A 21,201-nucleotide genomic window follows, 5' to 3' on the forward strand; every position below is an offset into this window, starting at 1 on the left:
ACCGGACGGCTCGCCCGCGCCGGAAGGCGCAAGCGGGCCGATGGTGCGGCGGATGCCGCGATCCCTCAAGCCGCCCGCGCCCTCAATCTGCCTCTGCCCCACAGGCAGGATTACGCGCTGCCCGGAGGCATCGCGATCCGCGTGTCACGGAGCCGTGGCGGAGGGGCCGACCGTCGCGTAGTTCGACGCATCGTTCTTCGGCCGCTCGCCGGCCAGCGTCTCACCGGTGGCGAGGTAGTGGATCGTCTCGGCGATGTTGGTGGTGTGGTCGCCGATCCGCTCGACGTTCTTGGCGCAGAACAGCAGATGCGTGCAGAACGAGATGTTGCGCGGATCCTCCATCATGTAGGTCAGGAGCTCACGGAACAGCGAGTTGTACAGCGCGTCGATCTCGCCGTCCCGCTCCCAGACATCGTAGGCCGCCTTGACGTCGCGGCTGGCGTAGGCGTCGAGGATGTCCTTGAGCTGCGCCTCAGCGAGGTCGCTCATGTGGCGCACGCCGAGCACGATCTTCTGGGCGGGCGCCTGATCGGAGATCGCGACGACGCGTTTGGCGACGTTCTTGGCGAGGTCGCCGATCCGCTCGAGATCGCCGGAGACGCGGATCGCCGAGATGGTCTCGCGCAGGTCGATCGCCAGCGGCTGGCGCCGGGCAATGAGCAGAACCGCCCGCTCCTCAATGTCCCGCTGGAGCGCGTCGAGGCGCTTGTCGGCGAGGATCACCGCCTGGGCGAGGGTATCGTCCCGGCGGACCAGGGCATCGGTCGCCTCGGCGGCCATCTTCTCGGCCACGCCGCCCATCTCGGAAATCGAGCGGCGGAGGTCATCCAGGTCGGTGTCGTAGGAGCTGACGATATGGCCGGGCATTGTGGATCCTTCGATGGCGTCCCGCAAACCTTGATCCGCGAGGTTTGGCGGAAACTCGCCGCTCCGAGCGAGGATACCGAGACGCGTTCCCCGATACCCAATCCCTGGCGCAATCTGGAAGATGTAACGGAGAGTCGAGGATCAGCGTCCCAAACCCAACACGCTACAGAACCGGCTGAACGAAGCCGATGTTCCCGGATCAACGCTATGTCTGGGAGCCGCACCCGGCCGTCTTGCGATCGGGTGCGGCTCTAAGTCTTGTGCGCGGCATACGCATGCGCGCCGGAACGGTACTGTACTCTACCGCGAATGCTTATCCGAACCGGCCGGTGATGTAATCCTGCGTGCGTTGCTCGACAGGATTCATGAACATCCGGTTGGTCGGGCCGAACTCGATCAGTTCACCGAGATACATGAAGGCGGTAAACTGCGAGATGCGCGCCGCCTGCTGCATGTTGTGGGTGACGATCACGATGGTGAATTCGTCGCGCAGCTGCTCGATCAGTTCCTCGATGCGGCCGGTGGAGATCGGGTCGAGCGCAGAGGTCGGCTCGTCGAACAGGATCACCTCCGGGCTCTGAGCCACGGTGCGGGCGATGCACAGGCGCTGCTGCTGGCCGCCCGAGAGCCCGGTGCCGGCCTGGCGCAGCTTGTCCTTGACCTCGTCCCAGAGGGCGGCCTTGCGCAGCGCCTGCTCGACCCGCCCGTCGAGTTCGGATTTCGGCAGCTTCTCGTAAAGGCGCAGGCCGAAGGCGACGTTGTCGTAGATCGACATCGGGAACGGCGTCGGCTTCTGGAACACCATGCCGATGCGCGAGCGCAATTCGTTGAGGTCGACGGAGGGGTCGAGCACGTTCTGGCCGTCGAGCAGGATCTGCCCCTCCGCCCGCTGCTCCGGGTAGAGGCTGTAGATCCGGTTGAAGCAGCGCAGCAAGGTGGACTTGCCGCAGCCGGACGGTCCGATCAGAGCCGTGACTTGCCGGTCGTGGAAGTTGATGTCGACGTTCTTCAACCCGTGGAAGCTGCCGTAGTAGAAATTCAGGCCCTTCACGGCGATGCGGACCGCACCGCCCTCGTTGGCGTGGTTGCGGGTGAGATCGACCGTGGGGATCGCGGAGGCGGCGTTCATCGTCGTGTCCTCGAGAAGGGTCTTTACGCATCCTTCCGAAAGGTGGCTTCCGGCTTTCGGGAGGATGCAAAATCAGACGTCTAGCGCGACATCTGCGGCTTGATGACGAGACGGGCGATGATCGACAGCACCAGGATCGTCGCCGTGATCAGGAGCGCCCCGGCCCAGGCGAGGCTCTGCCAGTTCGGGTAGGGCGAGAGCGCGAACTGGTAGATCATCACCGGCAGGTTCGCGACGCCGCCCATCAGATCGGGCGAGAACCAGGAATTGTTGTTGAGCGCCGTGAACAGGAGCGGCGCGGTCTCGCCGGCGATGCGGGCCAGCGCCAGGATGATCCCGGTGACGATGCCGGCCGAGGCCGCGCGCCAAGTGACGCTCATGATCACCGTCGAGGGCGGTGCGCCGAGCGCCGCCCCGGCTTCGCGCAGGGTGCCCGGTACCAGGCGCATCATGTCCTCGGTGGTGCGAACGATCACCGGCACGGCAATGATCGCGAGCGCCACGCCGCCGGCCCACCCGGAATAGGTCCCCATCGGCCGCACCATCAGGGTGTAGACGAACAGGCCGATCAGGATTGAGGGCGCCGACAGCAGGATGTCGTTGAGGAAGCGGATCAGCCCGGCGATCTTGGAGAACCGGCCGTACTCGGCGAGGTAGGTCCCGGCCATGACGCCGATCGGCGTCGCGATCGTGATGCCGATGCCGGTGAGCACGAGGCTGCCCAGGATCGCGTTGGCGATGCCGCCGCCCTCGGAGCCGGGCCCCGGCGTCGGATGCATGAACATGGCGGGGGTGAAGCCGCGCACGCCCTGAATGATCAGCATCAGCAGGATCGAGCCGAGTACCACGGCGCCGACGATCGTGGCGACCAGGCAGGCGGTGCGCAGCACCCGGTCGGCGATCCGTCGGCTGGAGCGGACGCGGCCGGTCCGCCGGGGCGCCGAGTCGGAGAGGGTCATGGGGTTGGACGCGTCCATCGTGAGCCCTCCTCAGGCAGCCTTGACGCGGCGCGTCAGCAACCGGGCGATGATGAGCACCACGAAGGTGATGACGAACAGGATGCAGCCCAGGGCCATCAGGGCGTTGAGCTGGAGGCCATCCGCCTCGTTGAACTCGTTGGCGATGCGCGACGCGATGGTCGAGCTCGGGTCGAAGATCGAGGCCGACAGGCGGTTGGCGTTGCCGATCACGAAGGTCACCGCCATGGTCTCGCCGAGTGCCCGCCCAAGGCCGAGCATGATCGCCCCGATGATCGAGACGGAGGCCTGCGGAACCAGCACGTGGCGGACCACCTCCCAGGTGGTGCAGCCGATCCCGTAGGCGCTCTCGCGCAGCACGGTGGGGATCTGGTCGAGCATGTCCCGGGCGATCGACGCGATGAACGGCACGATCATGATCGCCAGGATGATGCCGGCGGTGAACACGCCGACGCCGGAGGGTACCCGGGCGTAGAACAGCGTCCCGACGATCGGCATGCCCTCGACGATGTTCGACACCGGGATCTGGACGAAGCGCGCGAAGAGCGGCGCGAACACGAACAGGCCCCACATGCCGTAGATGATGCTCGGCACCGCGGCGAGCAACTCGATGGTCATCGCCACCGGCTTGCGGGCCCAACCCGGGCAGAGCTGCGTGAGATAGACGGCGATCCCCAGTGAGACCGGCACGCCGATCAGGAGCGCCAGGGTGGCCGAAGCCACGGTCCCGATGACGGCGACCAGCGAGCCGTACTGCTCGGTCCCGACATTCCAGGCGCTGGAGGTGAGGAACGCGAATCCGAATTCGCGGAAGGCCGGCCAGCCGCCATAGAGGATCGATCCCAGGATCCCGGCGAGTACGACGAGTACGAACAGTGCCGCACCATAGGAGCAGACCCGGAACAGGGTGTCGAGGCTCCGGCTCGGCCCTTTGCGCGCGGCGGCGGCGCGGGGTCGTGCGAGGGCAATCGTCTCGGTCAAAGCGGGCATCCGCGATTCTCTATGAAGGGGGACGTGGTAGCGCGGTGCGGTCCGCGACGCGAGGGAGGGGGCGACACACCCCCTCCCCGTCTCACTCACATGTTGAAGACGGGCTTACCGTCCTTGCCCTTCACAGACTTCCACTCTTCGTGGATCAGAGCGACGACGTTGTCCGGCAGCGGCACGTAGTCGAGGTCGGAGGCGAGCTTGTCGCCGTTCTTGTAGGCCCAATCGAAGAATTTCAGCGTATCCGCGGCCTTGGCGGTGTCGGCGGGTTCCTTGTGGACCAGGATGAAGGTCGCCGCCGTGATCGGCCACGCGTCGTCGCCCGGCTGGTTGGTCAGCGAGATGCCGAAGCCCGGAGCCGACTTCCAGTCGGCGCTGGCGGCGGCGGCCTGGAAAGCCTTGTCTTCCGGCTGCGGATACTTGCCGGCCTTGTTCTGCAACAGAGTGTAGGCGAGCTTGTTCTGCTTGGCGTAGGCGGATTCGACGTAGCCGATGGCGTTCGGCACCTGCTTGACGGTGGCGGTCACGCCCTCGTTGCCCTTGCCGCCCTGCCCGACCGGCCAGGAGATCGTGGTCGCCGCGCCGTAGTCCTTCTTCCAGGTCTCGGAGGCCTGGGACAGGTAAGTGGTGAAGATATTGGTCGTGCCCGAGGCATCGGACCGGTAGACCGGGGTGATGGTGGCGTCGGGGAGCTTCACGCCCTCGTTGAGCTTCGCGATCCGCGGATCGGTCCACTTCGAGATCTTGCCGGCGTAGATGTCCGCCAGGATGTCACCGGTGAGCTTCAGCTTGCCGGGCTCGAGGCCGGCGATGTTCACCACCGGCACGACGCCGCCCATCACGGTCGGGAACTGGACGAGGCCGTCCTTGGCCAGCTGCTCACCCTTGAGCGGCGCGTCGGTGGCGCCGAAATCGACGGTCTTGGCCTGGATCTGCTTGATGCCGCCGCCGGAGCCGATCGACTGGTAGTTCAGTCCCGAGCCGGTCTCCTTGCGATAGGCTTCGGCCCACTTGGAGTAGACCGGGAACGGGAACGTGGCACCGGCTCCCGTGATGTCGGCGGCGAGCGCGGCGGACGCCAGCTGAACCGTCGCGAGGCCGACGGCGAGCGCGTAAGCGAAGGGTCTCAAGGGTATCTCCGTTGCCGTCGGGCGAAAGCCTGCGCCTCCCTGCCGGCAAGCCCATGCCCGCGGCAGAGCTGTGCGGCCAGTCTTCCAAGAGACCCGGCGCCGGCCGCCCGATGGGCCGGGCGTTACGACAGGCAGATGACATCGGCATGACACCGCGTCGCAGGGCCAAGGGCACGGTTTGGGGCGCTCGCGCGTTCAAGTCTGGCGGTGGCGCGCGATGATCGGCGGACGATGCCGCCCGCAGCGCCAGGAAGGTGTTCGGATCGTGGCTGACCAGGGGACCGAGGCAGAGGAAGGTCCCGACGCGGCAGGTCCGGATGCCGCATGGCTCGCCCTGCATGCCGATCGCGAGGCCGTGGAGCGCGCGCTGACCTTGGCGCAGGCGCGCCAGCGCTTCGGCACCGATGCCGAAGCCGTCGCACAGGCGCACGTCGAGGAGGCCGAACTCCTGGTCGATCTCGATCGGATCCTGACGCAGATCCGGGCGGCGGAGTACCGCCGGCGGCCCGGTTCGCGGCGCTGGTAGCGCCCGGGGCGCTGCGTCTGAAACACGCTTCGCTGAAACGGATACTGATTCCGGGATGCTGCGCCTCAGACGGCGGACCTATCCCGCCCGACGCAGCTCCCGCTCCTTCTGGCGCAGGCGCAGGAGCAGTTCCACGTGGGTGTCGGTGATCGGCTGGGTGTCGACGCTGCCCTCGTAGACTGTGCGAAGCGTCAGCCCGAGCTGCTGCGTGTCGATCGCCTGCTTGATCGATCGACCCATGTGCGGGCGCCCGTCGGACGCGACGATTGACGGCTTCATGTTTTCCTCCCGCCCATTAACCGCGCGCTCCTGACCACGGCACCGGGATGGGTTCAGTCTCGTCAGGAATGGTTAATGAAAGCTTACGTGCAATCAACGGTTAAGGTTGATGCACGTTCACGCATCCGCGCCCTGGAGCAGCCGGGCCGCCGCCGCACGGGCCTCGTCGGTGACGGTGGCGCCCGCCAACATCCGGGCGATCTCCTCGCGGCGCTCCGCCACCGGCAGGCTCGCCACCCGGGTCGCGACCCGGCCGGCGCCCTTTACGGGGGCCTTGGCGATCAGGAAATGGGTGCTCGCCCGGGCCGCGACCTGGGGCGCGTGGGTCACCGCCACCACCTGCACGGTGGCGGCGAGCCGGGCGAGGCGCAGGCCGATCGCGTCGGCTACCGCGCCGCCGACGCCGGTGTCGATCTCGTCGAAGATCAGGGTCGGGGCCGAGCCCTTGTCGGCGAGCACGACCTTCAGGGCCAGCATGAAGCGCGATAACTCGCCGCCCGAGGCGACCTTCATCATCGGGCCCGGCTTCGTGCCGGGATTGGTCTGCGCCCAGAACTCGACGCGGTCGATGCCGGCCGGATCGCGCGCCTCCGGATCGGTGACGATCTCGGTGATGAAGCGGGCGCGCTCCAGTTTCAGCGGCGGCAGCTCGGCCTTCACCGCCGCGTCGAGCTGCTTGGCCGCCCGGCGGCGCCCGGCGCTGAGTTTTTCCGCCGCTTCCGCGTAGTGCGCCTCGGCCTTTGCCCTGGCCTGCTCAAGGCCTTCGAGGGCGGCCTCGCCGGCATCGAGGGTCGCGACCTCGCCGGCATAGCGCTCCGCCAGGGCGGCGAGGTCGTCAGCCGGGACGTCGTATTTCCGGGACGCCGCTCGCAGCGCGAACAGCCGCTCTTCCGCGCGCTCCAGGTCGCGTGGGTCGAATTCGGTCTCGGCCACGGCCGCGTCCAGCACCGCGCGCGCCTCGTCGAGGGCGACCATGGCGGCGTCCAAGGCATTGACGCAGGGATCGATCAGCGCCGGAAGCTGCCCGGCCCGGCGCTCCAGCTTGCGCAGGGCGGCCGAGAGATGCGGCACGCCCGAATGCGGGCCGCCGACCGCGTCCAGCGCCTCGTTCAGCTCGCGCGCGACCTTCTCGGATTGCTGCATGACGCTGCGGCGCTCGGCGAGTTGGGCTTCCTCCCCGGGCTGGGGCGCCAGGGCGGCGAGTTCCTCGACGGCATGGCGCAGGAAGTCGGCCTCCTTGCGGGCCGCTTCGATCCGGGCGCGGTGCTCGGCGAGTTCGGTACGCGCAGCGCGCACGGCCTTGGCCGCCGCGGCCACCTTCGTCAGCTGGGTCTGCAGGCCCCCGAAGGCGTCGAGGATCGCCCGGTGCGAGGCCGGATCGGACAGGGCGCGGTCGTCGTGCTGGCCGTGGATCTCGACCAGGGCGGCGCCGATCGCCCGCAGGACCTGCACGCCCACCGGCTGGTCGTTGACGAAGGCGCGGGTGCGGCCGTCCGCCATCTGGGTCCGGCGCAGGATCAGGTCGCCCTCGGTGTCGATCTCGGCCTCGGCCGCGATGTGGCGCGCCGGATGGTCCAGGGGCAGGTCGAACACCGCGGTGACGCCCCCCTGCGGCTCGCCGTGGCGCACGAGTCGGCCGTCGCCGCGGCCGCCGAGCGCGAGGGCGAAGGCGTCGAGCAGGATCGACTTGCCCGCCCCCGTCTCTCCGGTCAGGACGCTCAGCCCCGCCCGGAAATTCAGTTCGAGCCTGTCGATCAGAACGATGTCGCGGATCGCGAGCTGCGCCAGCATGCGGCGACGAGATTCCTGAGGATGGGACCGCAGACATAAGGCCGCTGCGGCAGGGATTCACCCCCAAAATGCGTCGGCCGCCATCCCCAGTGCCGCGGGGCTGCGCGGACGACAAAGGCCCGGAGCGTCGGCTCCGGGCCTTGGGGCGTCGTCATGCGGGCCGCGGCCCACGCGATCCTCACTCGGCTGAGGCGGTCTTGCCCGTCACGGTCCGGTAGATCTTGGAGAGGAACGAGGTCTTCTCCTCGCGCGGCTCGACGCCGCCCGTGGCCAGGAGCGCGTGCGCGTCCTTGTACCAGGGGCTGTCGGGGAAGTTGTGTCCCAGCACCGCCGCGGAGTTCTGCGCCTCTTGGGTGATGCCCAGCGCCCAGTACGCCTCGGTCAGGCGCTCGAGTGCCTCTTCCGCGTGCCGGGTGGTCTGGTACTTGGCCACCACGTCGCGGAAGCGGTTGATTGCGGCCGGGAAGTTGCGCCGCTCCAGGTAGAAGCGACCCACCTCCATCTCCTTGCCGGCGAGCTGGTCGCGGGTGATCTGGATCTTCGATCGCGCGTCGGCCGAATACTCGGACGTCGGATACTTCTGGACCAGCTCCTGCAGGGCGACCAGCGCTTTCTCGGACCGGTCCTGGTCGCGGGTCACGTCCGGGATCTGCTTGTAGTTCGACATCGCCATCAGGTACTGCGCGTAGGCGGCATCCTTGCTGGCCGGGTGGCGCTGCAGATACCGCTTCGCCGCGCTGATCGCGTCGTCGTATTTCTGGCCTTCGTAATTCGCGTAGGCCGTCATCAGCAGCGCCTTCCGAGACCACTCGGAGTACTGGTACTGCTTGTCGAGATTGTCGAACTTCTTGACGGCACCCTCGTAGTCGCTGTCCTGCAGCTTGGCCAAGCCCTCGCTGTAGAGCTTGTCCGCCGGGACATCCGGCACGACCTCGGGTTTGTACTTCTCGGCGAAGAGATTGGTCGGGTCGAAGTCGCAGCCACCGAGGCCCAGGCCGAGAACGGCCACGAGGGGCGCCATGAAGGCTGCCGCTCGGCGATGACGAATGGTGACAGGCATCTGGCGCTCTTCCCCGGAACCGGCGCACGTCTTGCGCCGTCGTGCCATCGCGTGAGTGGATCCGGCCCGACCGGGCCGTGCCCGTCGTTCACGGACCGTTAAACCGTGACGTTCGATTCGGGCACGAAAGCGGCAGCGCTGCGGCAGGCCGTATCGGTTGCCGGCTGTGTCCCGCGGGTCACAGATTGGCGGTCAGAGATCGCCCGCGAAGGCGGCGATGCCGAGGCCGACGCCGAGTTCCGAGAGCACAGCCTCGCGGCGCGAGCCCTGCGCCTCGACGATGGCGTAGTTGGACCGGTCGGCAAACAGGGCGGAAAGCACGCCGACATTCATGCGGTGGCCGCCACAATAGGAGCGGTAGGCGCCCTGGATCGGCAGGCCGGCCAGCGCGAGGTCGCCGACCGCGTCGAGGATCTTGTGACGGACGAATTCGTCCGGGAAGCGCAGGCCCTCGGGGTTGACCACGGCGGTCTCGCCGACCGCGACGGTGTTCTCGAGCGAGGCCCCCAGCGCGAAACCGGCCTTCCAGTAGCGCTCCACGTCCTTCATCATCCCGAAGGTGCGGGCGCCGGCGATCTCGCGGCGGTAGGAGGCAGGCGACAAATCCATCGCCTTGCGCGAGCGGCCGATCACCGGGCTGTCGAAATCGATCTCCACGTCGAGACGGAAGCCCCGGTCGATCGGGCGCAACTCGGCGAAGGCGCGACCGGTCTCGATGCGGACGTGGCGCAGAACCTTCAGCCAGCGGCGCGGCGTGCCGCAGGAGGCGATCCCGACCGCGTCGATGGCGTGAACGAATTGGAGGGCGGACCCGTCAAGGATCGGCATCTCCGGCCCGTCGATCTCGACCAGGGCATTGTCGACGCCCAGTCCGTAGAGGGCCGACATCAGATGCTCGATGGTGGCGACGGCACCGGTCTCGACATCACCGATGACGGTGCAGAGCTCGGTGGCGGAGACGAGGGCGTGATGGGCCTTGATCAGGCGGTCGTTGCCGTGGGTGGTGCTGGTTCGAAGAAACGCGACGCCGTGATTGGCGGGAGCGGGGCGGATCGTGATCTCGGCCGGGTTCCCGGAATGGACCCCGACTCCCGAGAGCGTTACCGGCCCCTTCAGGGTCGTCTGTTTATGCGTTCGCATTCATTAGCCCCCGGCAACGATCAGGTCCCGCCATCCCGACCAGGGATGGTGAGGAAACTGTCCGATCCGTCCGCTGCTTGAAGCCCCTACCCGCGCTATCAGGTTGTGTCCTGCAGCGCGTCTCATTGGTCTGCGAGTGTCTATAGCTGCACCGCACAGGGCAGCCAAATCACGGATTCTTACGCTCTGTTACAGACACGCTTGCTGCTTGGAGCCGCTAAAAACGTGATAGCACAAAGGCTTAAAGCTTGGTTAATGCGTGGCTAACAGGTGGTCGTTCTGTGGCGTGGATGCATCACGCACCTGGGGATAGCGTCACAAACGTTAACTCTGCTGTGACTCCCGTCCTCAGCTTCGGCAACCAAGGGTTGCGTCGTTGCAGCGCGAAGAGCCGGCGGTGTCCCGCCGGCTCCTGCAGTGTCGCCTTTCGGTCTCGGCCGTTCAGTTCGCCTGGCGGCGGAGGAACGCCGGGATCTCGAGCTGGTCGTCGTCCATCATCCGCGACTGCGGCGCGACGCGGCCCTGGGCATCGAGGCCGCCCTGGGCCGGCCGGTACTGCGGCGCCTGCGGGACCGGAGCGCGCGGGGCCTGCGGAATATGCGGCTGGGCCAGGTGCTGCGGCTGAACCAAGTGCTGCGGCTGGGCGACATGGGGCTGCGGCGCGACCGGAGCCGCGGCCCGCTGGGCGGGGAGGCCCTCCATCTCGTCGCGCCGGCCGCCGAAGCCGACGGTGGCGAGACGGCGCAGCAGCGAGGTCCGCTTGGATTCCGGAGCCACCTCCTCGGCGGCCCGATTCGCCAGGATCTGGTTCTGGGCGATCGGCGGCAGCTCGTGGATCTGCGGCATGCGCGGGGCGCGGGCGAGCGGCGCGGCGGCCGGGGCGGCCGGACGCGGCGGGACGAACGGGCCGGCCTGGAATTGCGGCGCGGGCTCGGCCTGCTGCGGGGCGGGGGCCGGGACGAACGGCGCGGCGGCTCGCGGCTGGGCCGGAGCGAGGACGACCTCGTCACGGGCGACCGGCGCGGGAGCCTCGAACCGGGTCTCGGTCCGCGCCTCGGGGGCCGGCTGCGGGGCGGCCGGCGCCGGGTTCTGCGCGGGAGCCTGGGCGATCGAGTCCGTGCGGATGCTCGGCACCGGCGAGGTCGCGCGGGCCCGCGCCTCGGCCCGCAGGCGCTCGGCCACCTCGGCGATGCGCTGCTCGGTCTCGGCGATCGCCGGGTTGTTGGTCGAGTTGGCCGAGATCAGCAGCGGCTCGATGCCGGTGGCGACCACCGACACGCGGATGATGCCGTCGAGGCTCTCGTCGAAGGTGGCGCCCAGGATGATGTTGGCGTCCTGATCGACTTCCTCGCGGATGCGGGTGGCGGCCTCGTCGAGCTCGTACAGGGTCAGGTCCGAGCCACCGGTGATCGAGATCAGCAGGCCGCGGGCGCCCTTCATGGAGACGTCGTCGAGGAGCGGGTTGGCGATGGCGGCCTCGGCGGCGCGGTTGGCGCGCTTCTCCCCGGACGCTTCGCCGGTGCCCATCATGGCCTTGCCCATGCCGCGCATGATCGCCCGGACGTCGGCGAAGTCGAGGTTGATCAGGCCTTCCTTGACCATCAGGTCGGTGATGCAGGCGACGCCCGAGTAGAGCACCTGGTCGGCCATCGCGAAGGCGTCGGCGAAGGTGGTCTTCTCGTTGGCGACCCGGAACAGGTTCTGGTTCGGGATCACGATCAGGGTGTCGACGGCGGCCTGCAGCTCCTGGATGCCGGACTCGGCCGTGCGCATGCGGCGCACGCCCTCGAACTGGAACGGCTTGGTGACGACGCCGACCGTCAGGATGCCCATGTCGCGGGCGGTGCGGGCGATGACCGGCGCGGCGCCAGTGCCGGTGCCGCCGCCCATGCCGGCAGTGATGAAGCACATGTGGGCGCCCGAGAGCTGGTCCCGGATCTCGTCGATCACCTCGTCGGCGGCGGCCGAGCCGACCTCCGGGTGGGAGCCGGCGCCGAGGCCCTGGGTGACGCCCAGGCCCATCTGGATGACCCGCTCCGCCTTCGAGGAGGTGAGCGCCTGCGCGTCGGTGTTGGCGACCACGAATTCGCAGCCGAGCAGGCCCGACTCGATCATGTTGTTGACGGCGTTGCCGCCTGCGCCGCCGACACCGAAGACGGTGATGCGGGGCTTGAGTTCCCGGATGTCCGGCGCCTGGAGGGTAATGGCCATGGTGTCGAGCCTCTCGCTTACTCTGCTTTCCGTGCGGCGCTGCGGCGCCGATATTTTTTCGATCCCCCGCCCGTGAGGGCGGCGGTGAAACCTAGAAGCTGTCCCGGATCCAGCGCCCGACCCGGCTGATGTACCGGTCGGATCCGGTGGCCGCGAAGGCGCCGTGCCCCCGCGGCTCGAAGTGCTCGGCATGCGCCACCTGCGGGTAGACCAGCAGGCCGACGGCGGCCGAGAAGGCCGGACCCTTGGCCGCCTCGGGCAGGCCGCGGATCCCGAGCGGCCGGCCGATCCGGACCTGGCCCTGCAGGACCCGCCGGGCGACCTCCGGCAGGCCGACGAGCTGGCTGGCGCCGCCGGTGAGCACCACCCGCCGCCCGGCCTGGGCGGCGAAGCCGGCGTCGCGCAGGCGGTCGCGGACCAGCTCGACCACCTCCTCGACCCGCGGCTTGATGATTCGCACCAGCTGGGAGCGCGGGATGTGAGACGGGGCCTCGCTCTCGTCCTCGCCGACCCCGTGCACGGCGATCATGTCGCGCTCGTCGGAGGGGGTGGAGAGGGCCGAGCCGTAGAGGGTCTTCAGCCGCTCGGCCGCGGCCATGCGGGTGGAGAGGCCCCGGGCGATGTCCATGGTGACGTGGTGGCCGCCGACCGCCACCGCGTCCACGTGGACGAGGTGGCCGCCCGAGAACACCCCGACGCTGGTGGTGCCGCCGCCCATGTCGACGACGCAGACGCCCATCTCGGCCTCGTCGTCGACCAGGGCGGATAGCCCGGCGGCGTAGGGCGTCGCGATCACCGCCTCGACCCCGAGATGGCAATGCTCCACCGCCAGCATGACGTTGCGGGCGGCGGCGAGCTCGCTGGTGACCACGTGCAGGTCGACCCCGAGGGCCTCGCCGATCATGCCCGACGGGTCGATGACCGCGCCCTGCCCGTCCAGCGCGTAGCCGGTGGGCAGCGCGTGCAGCACGGCCCGGCCGGGGCTGACGCCGTGGGCGCTCGCCGTCTCCAGTACCCGCTCGACATCGCTGCCGGTGACGGTGCCCGAGCGGACGTTCACCCGGGCCTGGAAATGCTGCGAGGCGAGCCGTCCGCCGGACATGTTGACGATGACCGACTGGACCTCGACCTTGGCCATCCGCTCGGCGGCGTGCACCGCCTGGCGGATCGCGCCCTCGGCGGCGGCCAGATCGACGATCGCCCCGCCCTTCAGCCCCAGGGAGCGCTGATGGCCGATGCCGATGATGCGGGCGAGGTGCGTCCGGCCGCGCAGGGTCGAGAGCGCCTCGGCGGGCTGCAGCTCGGCGATGAGGCAGACGACCTTGCTGGTGCCGATGTCGAGCACCGACAGGGTGGTCGAGCGTCGGGCCGAGAGCGGCTTCAGGCGCGGCGTGAGGCCGTGTTGGCTGTGCATTGACACTACCGGACGCAGAAGACGGGACGGGCGGAGATCGACAGGACGGGCATCAGCTGGCTGCGCCCTTCTTCTTCGCCTTCTGGGCTTCCGCGCGCGCGGCGGCGGCCTCTTCGGTCAGGCGCACCACCAGGCGGTCCGGCATGCGCAGGTCCACCGCGATGATGTCCTTCTCGAGCAGGCCGGCCTCGCGCTCGAACCGCACCAGGCGGGCGAGCGCCGCGGCCGGGTCTAGCTCGGGCAGGCGCACGTCGACACCGTCGAGCTTGAGCGTCCAGCGCCGGCCCGAGACGTAGGTGCCGGCCTTGATCCGCTCGGAGAGCGGCCCGGCGGCGGCGATGAGAGCGAGATATTCCGGAAGCTTGGTGTTGGCGTCCTCGCCGACCACCAGGGGCAGGCTGGCGTAGCGGTCGTCGCGCATGGCGTCGATCACGGTGCCGTCGGCGGCGATCACGTTGATCTCGCCGTTCTTCTGCCAGAGGGCGGCGGGTTCGCGCTCGACCTGGGTGATGGCGATCTCGTTCGGATAGATCTTGCGGACCGAGGCCTGGGCGATCAGGGGCACGGCCAGCAGCTTTTCGCGGACCGCGACCACATCCAGGAACGGGACGGAGGAGCGCCAGTCGATGCCGGCCGCGGCCAGGACCTCACGCTCGTACATCCGCGAGATGCCCGAGATGGTCACCCGCTCGACGCCGAATCCGAAGACCCGGGCGACGATATCGAGAGGCCGGCCCTGCTCGGTCACGAAGGACTCGTAGCGCCCGCTCGCCACGAAGCCGGCGAGCGCCACGGCGGCGAGAGATATGGAGAGGCCTACCGTGCCGACACCCCGCGGCAAGCGCTCGGTCAGAAGCTGGCCCTTGCGGGACCGGCGCACCGAGAGGGAGCGGGCGGGCGCGCGTCCGGTCAGCCGGTCCAGCGCGGCGCCGACGAGGCGCGCGGGAAGGCTGTGCCCGGCAGCGTCACCGCCGCTCAGCGATTCAGAGAAGCGTCCTCCACCATCCATCGGACGAGCTCACCGAAACTCAGGCCCGCATGGGCCGCCATATCCGGCACAAGGCTTGTCTGGGTCATGCCGGGTTGCGTGTTGACCTCCAGCACCACGAGCAGACCGGTTCCACCCGGTGTGTCGTCGTAGCGAAGGTCGGCACGGCTGACGCCCCGGCAGCCCAGTGCTTGATGCGCCGTTAACGACAGTTCTTGGACACGCTGGTAAACATTTGGTTTAAGTTCGGCCGGCAGCACGTGGACCGACCCCCCCGGGGCGTACTTGGCGTCGTAGTCGTACCAGTCCCCCGTCGCGGCCTTCACCTCGATCACGCCGAGGGCCTTGTCGCCCATCACCCCGCAGGTGAGCTCGCGACCAGCTATGTAAGGTTCTGCAAGGACTTGCTCGCCGAACGTCCAGTCCTCCGAGGCCAGGATCTGGGGCGGGTGCGACCGGCCGTCGCGCACGATGATGACGCCCATCGACGAGCCCTCGGAGATCGGCTTGACCACGTAAGGCGGGGGCAAGGGGTGGTTTTTCGCGGCCTCGAAGCGGTTAACGATCCGGCCCGCCGGCACGTCGACGCCGGCGGCGTGCAGGACCGTCTTCGCCCGCACCTTGTTCATGGCGAGCGCCGAGGCGAGCACGCCCGAATGGGTGTAGGGGATCTTGAGGATCTCCAGGAGGCCCTGGATCGTGCCGTCCTCCCCGTCCGGGCCGTGCAGGGCGTTGAAGGCCGCGTCCGGCCGCAGGGCGGTGAGCACCGAAGCGATGTCGGGCCCGACATCGACCCGGGTGACCCGATACCCCTCCCCTTCGAGAGCGTCCGCGCAGGCCTTGCCGGAACTGAGCGAGACTTCGCGCTCGGCGGAGGAGCCGCCCATCAGGACGGCGACGTTCTTGGACATGGTGGGCTCCTCGGAAAGGTCAGTCTCGAACGGGGACGTAGGCTGAGCCGGTGACGCCTACCGGCGCAATGATCACCGCGTAGCGTAACATCCGTCCCTTTCGCGCCTCGATCTCAGCTCTCGATCGCGGGCACGCCGATCCGCCGGATCTCCCAGCGCAGCGCGACGCCGCTGGTCTCCCGCACCCGGCGCCGGACCTCCTCGCCCAGCCCTTCGATATCGGCGGCGGTGGCGCCGCCGATGTTGATCAGGAAATTGCAGTGCATCGGCGAGACCTGGGCACCGCCCCGGGTCAGGCCCCGGCAGCCGGAGGCGTCAATCAGCTGCCAGGCTTTGCCGCCCTCCGGGTTGGCGAAGGTCGAGCCGCCGGTCCGCTCGCGGATCGGCTGCGCGGCCTCGCGGGCGGCGGTGACCCGCTCCATTTCGGCCTCGATCGCGACGTGATCGCCGGGCTTTCCGCGGAACAGGGCGCGGGTGAAGATCACATCCTCGGGGGCGTCGGAATGACGGTAGGAAAAGCCCATCTCGGCGTGGCTGAACCGATGCAACGCACCCCGGCGGTCGATCCCGTGCGCCTCGACCAGCACGTCGGTGGTCTCGCCGCCATGGGCGCCGGCGTTCATCCGCAGGGCGCCGCCGATCGAGCCCGGGATGCCCCGGTAGAACGCGAGCCCGTCGAGCCCGGCTTCGGCCGCTGCCTTGGCCAGCCGCACGTCCGGCACGGCGGTGCCGACCTGCAGAGTCTCCCCGTCGACCGCGATTCCGCCGAACGCCTTGCCGCCGAGGCGCACCACCACGCCCGGCACCCCGCCGTCGCGGACGATCAGGTTGGAGCCGAGGCCGATCACCGTGACCGGCACGTCGGGCTCCAGGGCGGCGAGCAAGAGCGCGAGATCCTCCTCGTCGGCCGGGGTGAACAGGATCTCCGCCGGGCCGCCGACCCGGAACCAGGTGAGGTCGGCGAGCGGCTGGTCCGCGAGCAGGCGCCCGCGCAGGGCAGGCGCGGCGGCGCGGATACGGTCGTGAAGCGATGCGGTCATGCTAAGCTTTGGACCGGATCAACCGGCTCGCTCGAGGGAATCACGGCGGGATGGGCAATGATACCGGCAGAAGCCTGGTCTTCACCCGTGCGGCCGCCCGCAGCCTCAGCCGGATGCCGAAGCCGAAGCCGACCGAAGACCTGATCCGGCAGAAGCTGCGCCTCCATGCGCAGGAGCCGGATAGCCTCGCCAACAACGTGAAGGCCCTCAGGGGCGCGGGCGATCGGTACCGATTGCGCGTCGGGGATTGGCGCGCGGTCTTCACGATCGAGGTGGATCGGATCATTGTTCACGCCGTCGGCCCGCGCGGCTCGATCTCCGGCTAGGATACCGCCCGTGACGATCGTCAGAACCCGGACGCCCTCCGGAGAGGCCATCGTGATCTTGCCGGAGGCGGAATTCGAGCGGCTGCGCGAGCTGGCGGAGGACTCGCTCGACGCGCGCGTCATCGACGAGTCGCAGAGGCGCTTGAGCGTCGGCCATGAAGAACTTTTGGACGAGGCCGATCTCGACACCCTGCGCGCGGCACCGAGTCCCCTGGCGTTCTGGCGCGCCCGGCGGGGAATGACGGTTGCCGCTCTGGCACGCGACGGCGCGGTGCCGGAGTTGCAGGTCGCCGATCTGGAAACGGGCGCGGGCACGGCCGATCCCGCCGTCTACGAACGGCTTGCACGGGCGCTCGACGTCGCCGTCGAAGACCTCTTGCCGGAATCGGTCTGATCCACGCCCACCCCCTCACTTCCCCCGCGCGGCGAGTTCGCCCGGGAGCGCGTAGGCCCACTGCGTGATGGTGCCGGCGCCCAGGCACACGACGTAGTCGCTGGGCTTGGCGAGCTCGGCGACGATGCCGGCCAGCTCTTCCGGCCGGTCGAGGAGGCGGGCGTCGCGGTGACCGCGGGAGCGCAGGCCGGAGACCAGGGCGTCCCGGTCGGCGCCCTCGATCGGCGCCTCGCCGGCCGTGTAGACCGGGGCCACGATCACGGTGTCCGCGTCGTTGAAGCAGGTGCAGAAATCGTCGAACAGCGAGGCGAGCCGTGTGTAGCGGTGCGGCTGCACCACCGCGATGACGTTGCCGTCGGTCGAAGCCCGGGCGGCCTTGAGCACCGCCTTGATCTCCACCGGATGGTGTCCGTAATCGTCGAAGATCGTGGCGCCGTTCCACTCGCCGGTGCGGGTGAACCGGCGCTTGACCCCGCCGAAGCCCGCGAGCGCCCGGCGGATCGCGTCGTGCGAGACGCCGAGCTCGTTGGCGACGGCGAGCGCCGCGGTGGCGTTGAGCGCGTTGTGCTTGCCGGGCATCGGCAGGACGAGATCCTCCATCTCCATGCGGAAGCCCGGGCGCCGGTCGCGGATCATCACCCGGAAGCGGCTCTGGCCGCCCTTCAGGTCCACGTCGAGCAGGCGCACGTCGGCCTGGGGGTTCTCGCCGTAGGTGATGATCCGCCGGTCCTCGATATGGCCGACCATGTCCTGCACCACCGGGTGGTCGGTGCACATCACCGCGAAGCCGTAGAACGGGATGTTGTCGATGAAGCGCCGGAACGCGTCCTTCACCGCCTCGAAGGAGCCGAAATGGTCGAGATGCTCGGGGTCGATGTTGGTGACGATGGCGACGTCGGCCGGCAGCTTGAGGAAGGTGCCGTCGGATTCGTCGGCCTCCACCACCATCCAGTCGCCCTCGCCCATCCGGGCGTTGGTGCCGTAGGCGTTGATGATGCCGCCGTTGATCACGGTCGGGTCGAGGCTGCCGGCGTCGAGCAGGGTCGCGACCAGCGAGGTCGTGGTGGTCTTGCCGTGGGTGCCCGCGATGGCGACGCAGGACTTGAAGCGCATCAACTCGGCCAGCATCTCGGCGCGCCGGACCACCGGCAGCCGGCGCTCGCGGGCGGCCTGGAGCTCCGGGTTGTCCCGGCGGATCGCGGTCGAGACCACCACCAGGGCGGCGGCGTCGACGTTCTCGGCCTGGTGGCCGACGAAGGTGCGGATTCCCTTCTCGGCGAGCCGGCGGACATTGGCGTTGTCCGAGGCGTCGGAGCCCTGGACCGTGTAGCCGAGGTTGCTCATCACCTCGGCGATGCCGGACATGCCGATGCCGCCGATGCCGATGAAGTGGATGGGACCGAGCTTGTCGGGCAGCTTCATCTGTCGTCGTACCTTCCGTAACGTCATGGTTTCAAAAGGTCTGGGACCTTTTGCGGGTGCAGGGCGGAGCCCTGCTGTCGGGCTTTGCCCGACGCATCAGGGCTCCGCCCCGACACCCCGCCAAAGGGCTGAGCCCCTTGGAAACCCCATTGCTACCCGCGGCTGGCCGTCTGGATGACGACCTCGGCCAACCGCTCAGCGGCGTCGTGGATGCCCGCGCTTCTGGCCGCATCGGCCGCCGCGGTCAATTTTGCCGGCGTCTCGAAGCAGGCCACCAGCTCGGCCGCGAGGCGATCCGGCGTGAAGGTGGTCTGCTTCAGGGCCAGCGCCGCGCCGATCGCCTCGAGGGTCGCGGCGTTGGCAGCCTGGTCCTGGTCGAGGGAGCCGGGCAGCGGCACCAGGATCGACGGCCGGCCGATCGCGGCGAGCTCCGACACCGTCGAGGCGCCCGATCGCGAGACCACGAGGTGGCTCGCGGCCATGCGAGCCGGCAGGTCCTTGAAGAACGGCGCCGCCTCGAGCCCGGCGAGCCCCAGGGCGAGGTAGCGGTTCTGGACCGCGGTCAGATCCTCGGGCCGGACCTGCTGGACGAGGTGCAGGCGCCGCCGCAGGTCGGCGGGTAGGCGCTCGATCGCCTCTGGCACGACCTCGCCCATGACCCGCGCGCCCTGGCTGCCGCCGAACACCAGGAGCCGCAGGACGTCGCCGTCGCCAAACGCGGGATACGGGGTCTTGGCCGCCTCGATAACCGCCGGACGGAGTGGGTTGCCGGTGTGGATGCGAGGCGCGCGCGCCTTGTCGGGGACGCCGCGGACATCCTTGAAGCCGGTGGCGATGGTCCGCGCGCCGCGCGCCAGGAAGGCGTTGGCCCGGCCCATCACGGCGTTCTGCTCGTGCAGCACCGTCGGAACCCGCAGGATCTGGCCGGCGAGCACCGGGGGCACGGTCGGGTAGCCGCCGAAGCCGACGATCGCGGCCGGGTTGATCCGCCGGATCTCCCTGGCGGCGACGCCGAAGCCGCGGCCAAGCGTCAGCACGGCGCTGGCCCGTTTCAGCGGCGAGCGGCCCGACGGCGTCGCCGAGGCGATGGTGACCACCTCGGAGGCCGGGAACTCGCTCGCGATCGCGTCGACCCGGGCGTCGGTGGCGAGCGCCACCCGGATGCCGCGGGCGCGGAGCGCGTGGGCGAGGCTCTCGGCTGGGAACAGGTGGCCGCCGGTGCCGCCCGCGCAGAGCAGGATCGTGGGGGTGAAGACCGTCACCGCATCACTCCGGCGACGGTGGCCGAGGCGGTGCCGGGGGGCTTCTGGCTGAGCAGGACGGTGCGCGGGCGCTTGCGGGTCAGGGCGACCAGGAAGCCGGTGCCGAGCGCCAGCGAGATCATCGACGAGCCGCCGAAGGACACGAACGGCAGGGTCATGCCCTTGGCCGGCATCAGCTGGGTGTTCACCGCCATGTTGATGCAGGCCTGGAGCCCGAACAGGGTAGTCAGGCCGGTGATCGCCAGCCGTGAGAAGGTGTCGTCGGTGCGCCGCGCCAGCTTGAGGCCGCGCAGCACGATGAAGGCGAACAGGCCCACGAGGCACAGGCAGACGATCACGCCGAATTCCTCGCCGGTGACGGAGAAGATGAAGTCGGTATGTGCGTCCGGAAGGTGCCGCTTGGCCACCCCCTCCCCCGGGCCGGTGCCGAACCAGCCGCCCGAGCGGAACGATTCCCGCGACCAGAAGTCCTGGAAGCCGCCGCCGGAATCCCGGTCGAGGAACTTGTTGAAGCGCTCGCGGACGTGGTGGAAGAACAGGTAGGCCGCGAACACGCCGCCGAGCCCGAGCACGCCGAGCAGCGCCACCCAGATCAGGTGCAGGCCGGCGACGAAGAACAGCGCGCACCAGACCATGGTGATCAGCATGGTCTGGCCGAAATCCGGCTGGAGCAGCAGCGGCACGATGGTGACCGGCAGGAGCAGCATCGCCAGGAAGCCGCCCGGCATGTCGCGGCGCTGCGCGCCCTCCGAGAAGGCCCAGGCAGCCACGACCACGAAGGCCGGCTTGACGAATTCCGACGGCTGCAGGCCGATCGGTCCGAACTGGATCCAGCGATGCGCGCCCTTGATCTCCGGGCCGAACTTGCCGGCCAGCAGGCAGAGCGCGACGCCGCAGACCCAGGTGACCAGCGCCAGTCTCCGAACCCCGCGCAGGGACAGGAACGACACCGCGCAGATCAGCAGGATGGTCGGCGCGAGATAGAGCGCCTGCCGGTTGAGGAAGTAGAAGGTCGGCAGGCCGATGCGCTCGGCGACCGGCGGGCCGCCGCCCATCAGGAAGACCAGGCCGGCCACCATCAGCGCGAACAGCGCCGCGAGCAACCCGCGGTCCACCGTCCACCACCAGTCGGTCAGCGGTGTGCGTTCCGCGCGTGAGATCATGCCGGGCACCGAACTCCAGGCCGCGCGGAGGCCGGTCCGCGTGGGTCGGGCCAGATCCTGTGGGGGAATGGTAAACGGAGCCTTATGGCCGGCCGGCCTGCGCGCGAGCCGGCGGCGCTGGCAGCGAGAGGAATTACCGTATTCGCCTAATCTGTACTTTGAATGATGTCATCGAATGTTAATT

General features: G+C 69.2%; 20 protein-coding genes. 3 read left to right on the forward strand and 17 right to left on the reverse strand.

The window, feature by feature from the left end:
• Window positions 1-144: 144 nt before the first annotated feature.
• The 5 genes from phoU to pstS all read right to left on the reverse strand — a co-directional run bounded on the left by phoU (window position 145) and on the right by pstS (window position 5,090).
• Window positions 145-867, reverse strand: a complete 723-nt coding sequence (gene phoU, locus MKL11_RS17200; protein WP_243945420.1) for a phosphate signaling complex protein PhoU — start codon at window positions 865-867, stop codon at window positions 145-147.
• A gap of 313 nt (window positions 868-1,180) precedes the next feature.
• Window positions 1,181-1,996 (reverse strand): phosphate ABC transporter ATP-binding protein PstB, encoded by an 816-nt coding sequence (pstB, locus tag MKL11_RS17205; protein WP_243945425.1) that lies wholly within the window; start codon window positions 1,994-1,996, stop codon window positions 1,181-1,183.
• 80 nt (window positions 1,997-2,076) lie between these two features.
• Window positions 2,077-2,973, reverse strand: a complete 897-nt coding sequence (pstA, locus tag MKL11_RS17210) for a phosphate ABC transporter permease PstA (RefSeq protein WP_243945427.1) — start codon at window positions 2,971-2,973, stop codon at window positions 2,077-2,079.
• A 12-nt stretch (window positions 2,974-2,985) separates the two neighbouring features.
• Window positions 2,986-3,963, reverse strand: a complete 978-nt coding sequence (pstC, locus tag MKL11_RS17215) for a phosphate ABC transporter permease subunit PstC (protein ID WP_243945429.1) — start codon at window positions 3,961-3,963, stop codon at window positions 2,986-2,988.
• Between the two features lie 86 nt (window positions 3,964-4,049).
• Window positions 4,050-5,090: a phosphate ABC transporter substrate-binding protein PstS gene (gene pstS, locus MKL11_RS17220; protein ID WP_243945431.1), complete on the reverse strand. Its 1,041-nt coding sequence runs from the start codon at window positions 5,088-5,090 to the stop codon at window positions 4,050-4,052.
• Between the two features lie 265 nt (window positions 5,091-5,355).
• Here pstS and MKL11_RS17225 point away from each other — a divergent pair, with 265 nt between their 5' ends.
• Window positions 5,356-5,616 (forward strand): hypothetical protein, encoded by a 261-nt coding sequence (locus MKL11_RS17225; RefSeq protein ID WP_243945434.1) that lies wholly within the window; start codon window positions 5,356-5,358, stop codon window positions 5,614-5,616.
• A 78-nt stretch (window positions 5,617-5,694) separates the two neighbouring features.
• Here the strand turns inward: MKL11_RS17225 and MKL11_RS17230 are convergent, their stop codons facing one another.
• The 9 genes from MKL11_RS17230 to murB form a co-directional block, all read right to left on the reverse strand.
• The gene (locus MKL11_RS17230) at window positions 5,695-5,895 is read right to left on the reverse strand and encodes a hypothetical protein (RefSeq protein ID WP_243945436.1); all 201 of its coding nucleotides are present in this window, start codon (window positions 5,893-5,895) and stop codon (window positions 5,695-5,697) included.
• Between the two features lie 117 nt (window positions 5,896-6,012).
• Complete coding sequence (recN, locus tag MKL11_RS17235; RefSeq protein ID WP_243945438.1) at window positions 6,013-7,686, reverse strand: DNA repair protein RecN; 1,674 nt, start codon at window positions 7,684-7,686, stop codon at window positions 6,013-6,015.
• Window positions 7,687-7,864: 178 nt separating this feature from the next.
• Entirely contained in the window at window positions 7,865-8,746 is an 882-nt protein-coding gene (locus MKL11_RS17240; protein WP_243945443.1) for an outer membrane protein assembly factor BamD, read from the reverse strand.
• Between the two features lie 192 nt (window positions 8,747-8,938).
• A complete protein-coding gene (lpxC, locus tag MKL11_RS17245) occupies window positions 8,939-9,886 on the reverse strand; it encodes a UDP-3-O-acyl-N-acetylglucosamine deacetylase (RefSeq protein ID WP_243945445.1) in 948 nt (315 codons plus the stop codon).
• Window positions 9,887-10,327: 441 nt separating this feature from the next.
• A complete protein-coding gene (gene ftsZ, locus MKL11_RS17250; RefSeq protein WP_243945447.1) occupies window positions 10,328-12,097 on the reverse strand; it encodes a cell division protein FtsZ in 1,770 nt (589 codons plus the stop codon).
• 91 nt (window positions 12,098-12,188) lie between these two features.
• Window positions 12,189-13,511: a cell division protein FtsA gene (gene ftsA, locus MKL11_RS17255; RefSeq protein WP_243945449.1), complete on the reverse strand. Its 1,323-nt coding sequence runs from the start codon at window positions 13,509-13,511 to the stop codon at window positions 12,189-12,191.
• A gap of 52 nt (window positions 13,512-13,563) precedes the next feature.
• Window positions 13,564-14,520, reverse strand: coding sequence for a cell division protein FtsQ/DivIB (locus MKL11_RS17260; protein WP_243945451.1), 957 nt, complete (start codon window positions 14,518-14,520; stop codon window positions 13,564-13,566).
• Window positions 14,487-15,410, reverse strand: a complete 924-nt coding sequence (locus tag MKL11_RS17265; RefSeq protein ID WP_243945454.1) for a D-alanine--D-alanine ligase — start codon at window positions 15,408-15,410, stop codon at window positions 14,487-14,489. Before MKL11_RS17265 ends, MKL11_RS17260 begins: the two co-directional genes overlap by 34 nt.
• A 113-nt stretch (window positions 15,411-15,523) precedes the next feature.
• Window positions 15,524-16,450 carry a UDP-N-acetylmuramate dehydrogenase gene (gene murB, locus MKL11_RS17270; protein WP_243945465.1) on the reverse strand — a complete coding sequence of 309 codons (927 nt, stop codon included), beginning with the start codon at window positions 16,448-16,450 and terminating at the stop codon, window positions 15,524-15,526.
• 8 nt (window positions 16,451-16,458) lie between these two features.
• Here murB and MKL11_RS17275 point away from each other — a divergent pair, with 8 nt between their 5' ends.
• A complete protein-coding gene (locus tag MKL11_RS17275) occupies window positions 16,459-16,776 on the forward strand; it encodes a type II toxin-antitoxin system RelE family toxin (protein ID WP_243945477.1) in 318 nt (105 codons plus the stop codon).
• 10 nt (window positions 16,777-16,786) lie between these two features.
• On the forward strand, window positions 16,787-17,170 hold the full coding sequence (locus tag MKL11_RS17280) for a helix-turn-helix domain-containing protein (RefSeq protein ID WP_243945479.1): 384 nt from the start codon (window positions 16,787-16,789) through the stop codon (window positions 17,168-17,170).
• A 15-nt stretch (window positions 17,171-17,185) separates the two neighbouring features.
• Here MKL11_RS17280 and murC read toward each other — a convergent pair whose 3' ends face one another.
• The 3 genes from murC to MKL11_RS17295 all read right to left on the reverse strand — a co-directional run bounded on the left by murC (window position 17,186) and on the right by MKL11_RS17295 (window position 21,017).
• Entirely contained in the window at window positions 17,186-18,592 is a 1,407-nt protein-coding gene (gene murC, locus MKL11_RS17285; protein WP_243945481.1) for a UDP-N-acetylmuramate--L-alanine ligase, read from the reverse strand.
• 152 nt (window positions 18,593-18,744) lie between these two features.
• Window positions 18,745-19,854 carry an undecaprenyldiphospho-muramoylpentapeptide beta-N-acetylglucosaminyltransferase gene (gene murG, locus MKL11_RS17290; RefSeq protein ID WP_243945483.1) on the reverse strand — a complete coding sequence of 370 codons (1,110 nt, stop codon included), beginning with the start codon at window positions 19,852-19,854 and terminating at the stop codon, window positions 18,745-18,747.
• Entirely contained in the window at window positions 19,851-21,017 is a 1,167-nt protein-coding gene (locus MKL11_RS17295; protein ID WP_243945485.1) for an FtsW/RodA/SpoVE family cell cycle protein, read from the reverse strand. The genes murG and MKL11_RS17295 overlap by 4 nt, the downstream gene beginning before the upstream one ends.
• Window positions 21,018-21,201: the final 184 nt, after the last annotated feature.

It is taken from the genome of Methylobacterium sp. J-077 (assembly GCF_022829365.1).
GTDB lineage: Bacteria > Pseudomonadota > Alphaproteobacteria > Rhizobiales > Beijerinckiaceae > Methylobacterium.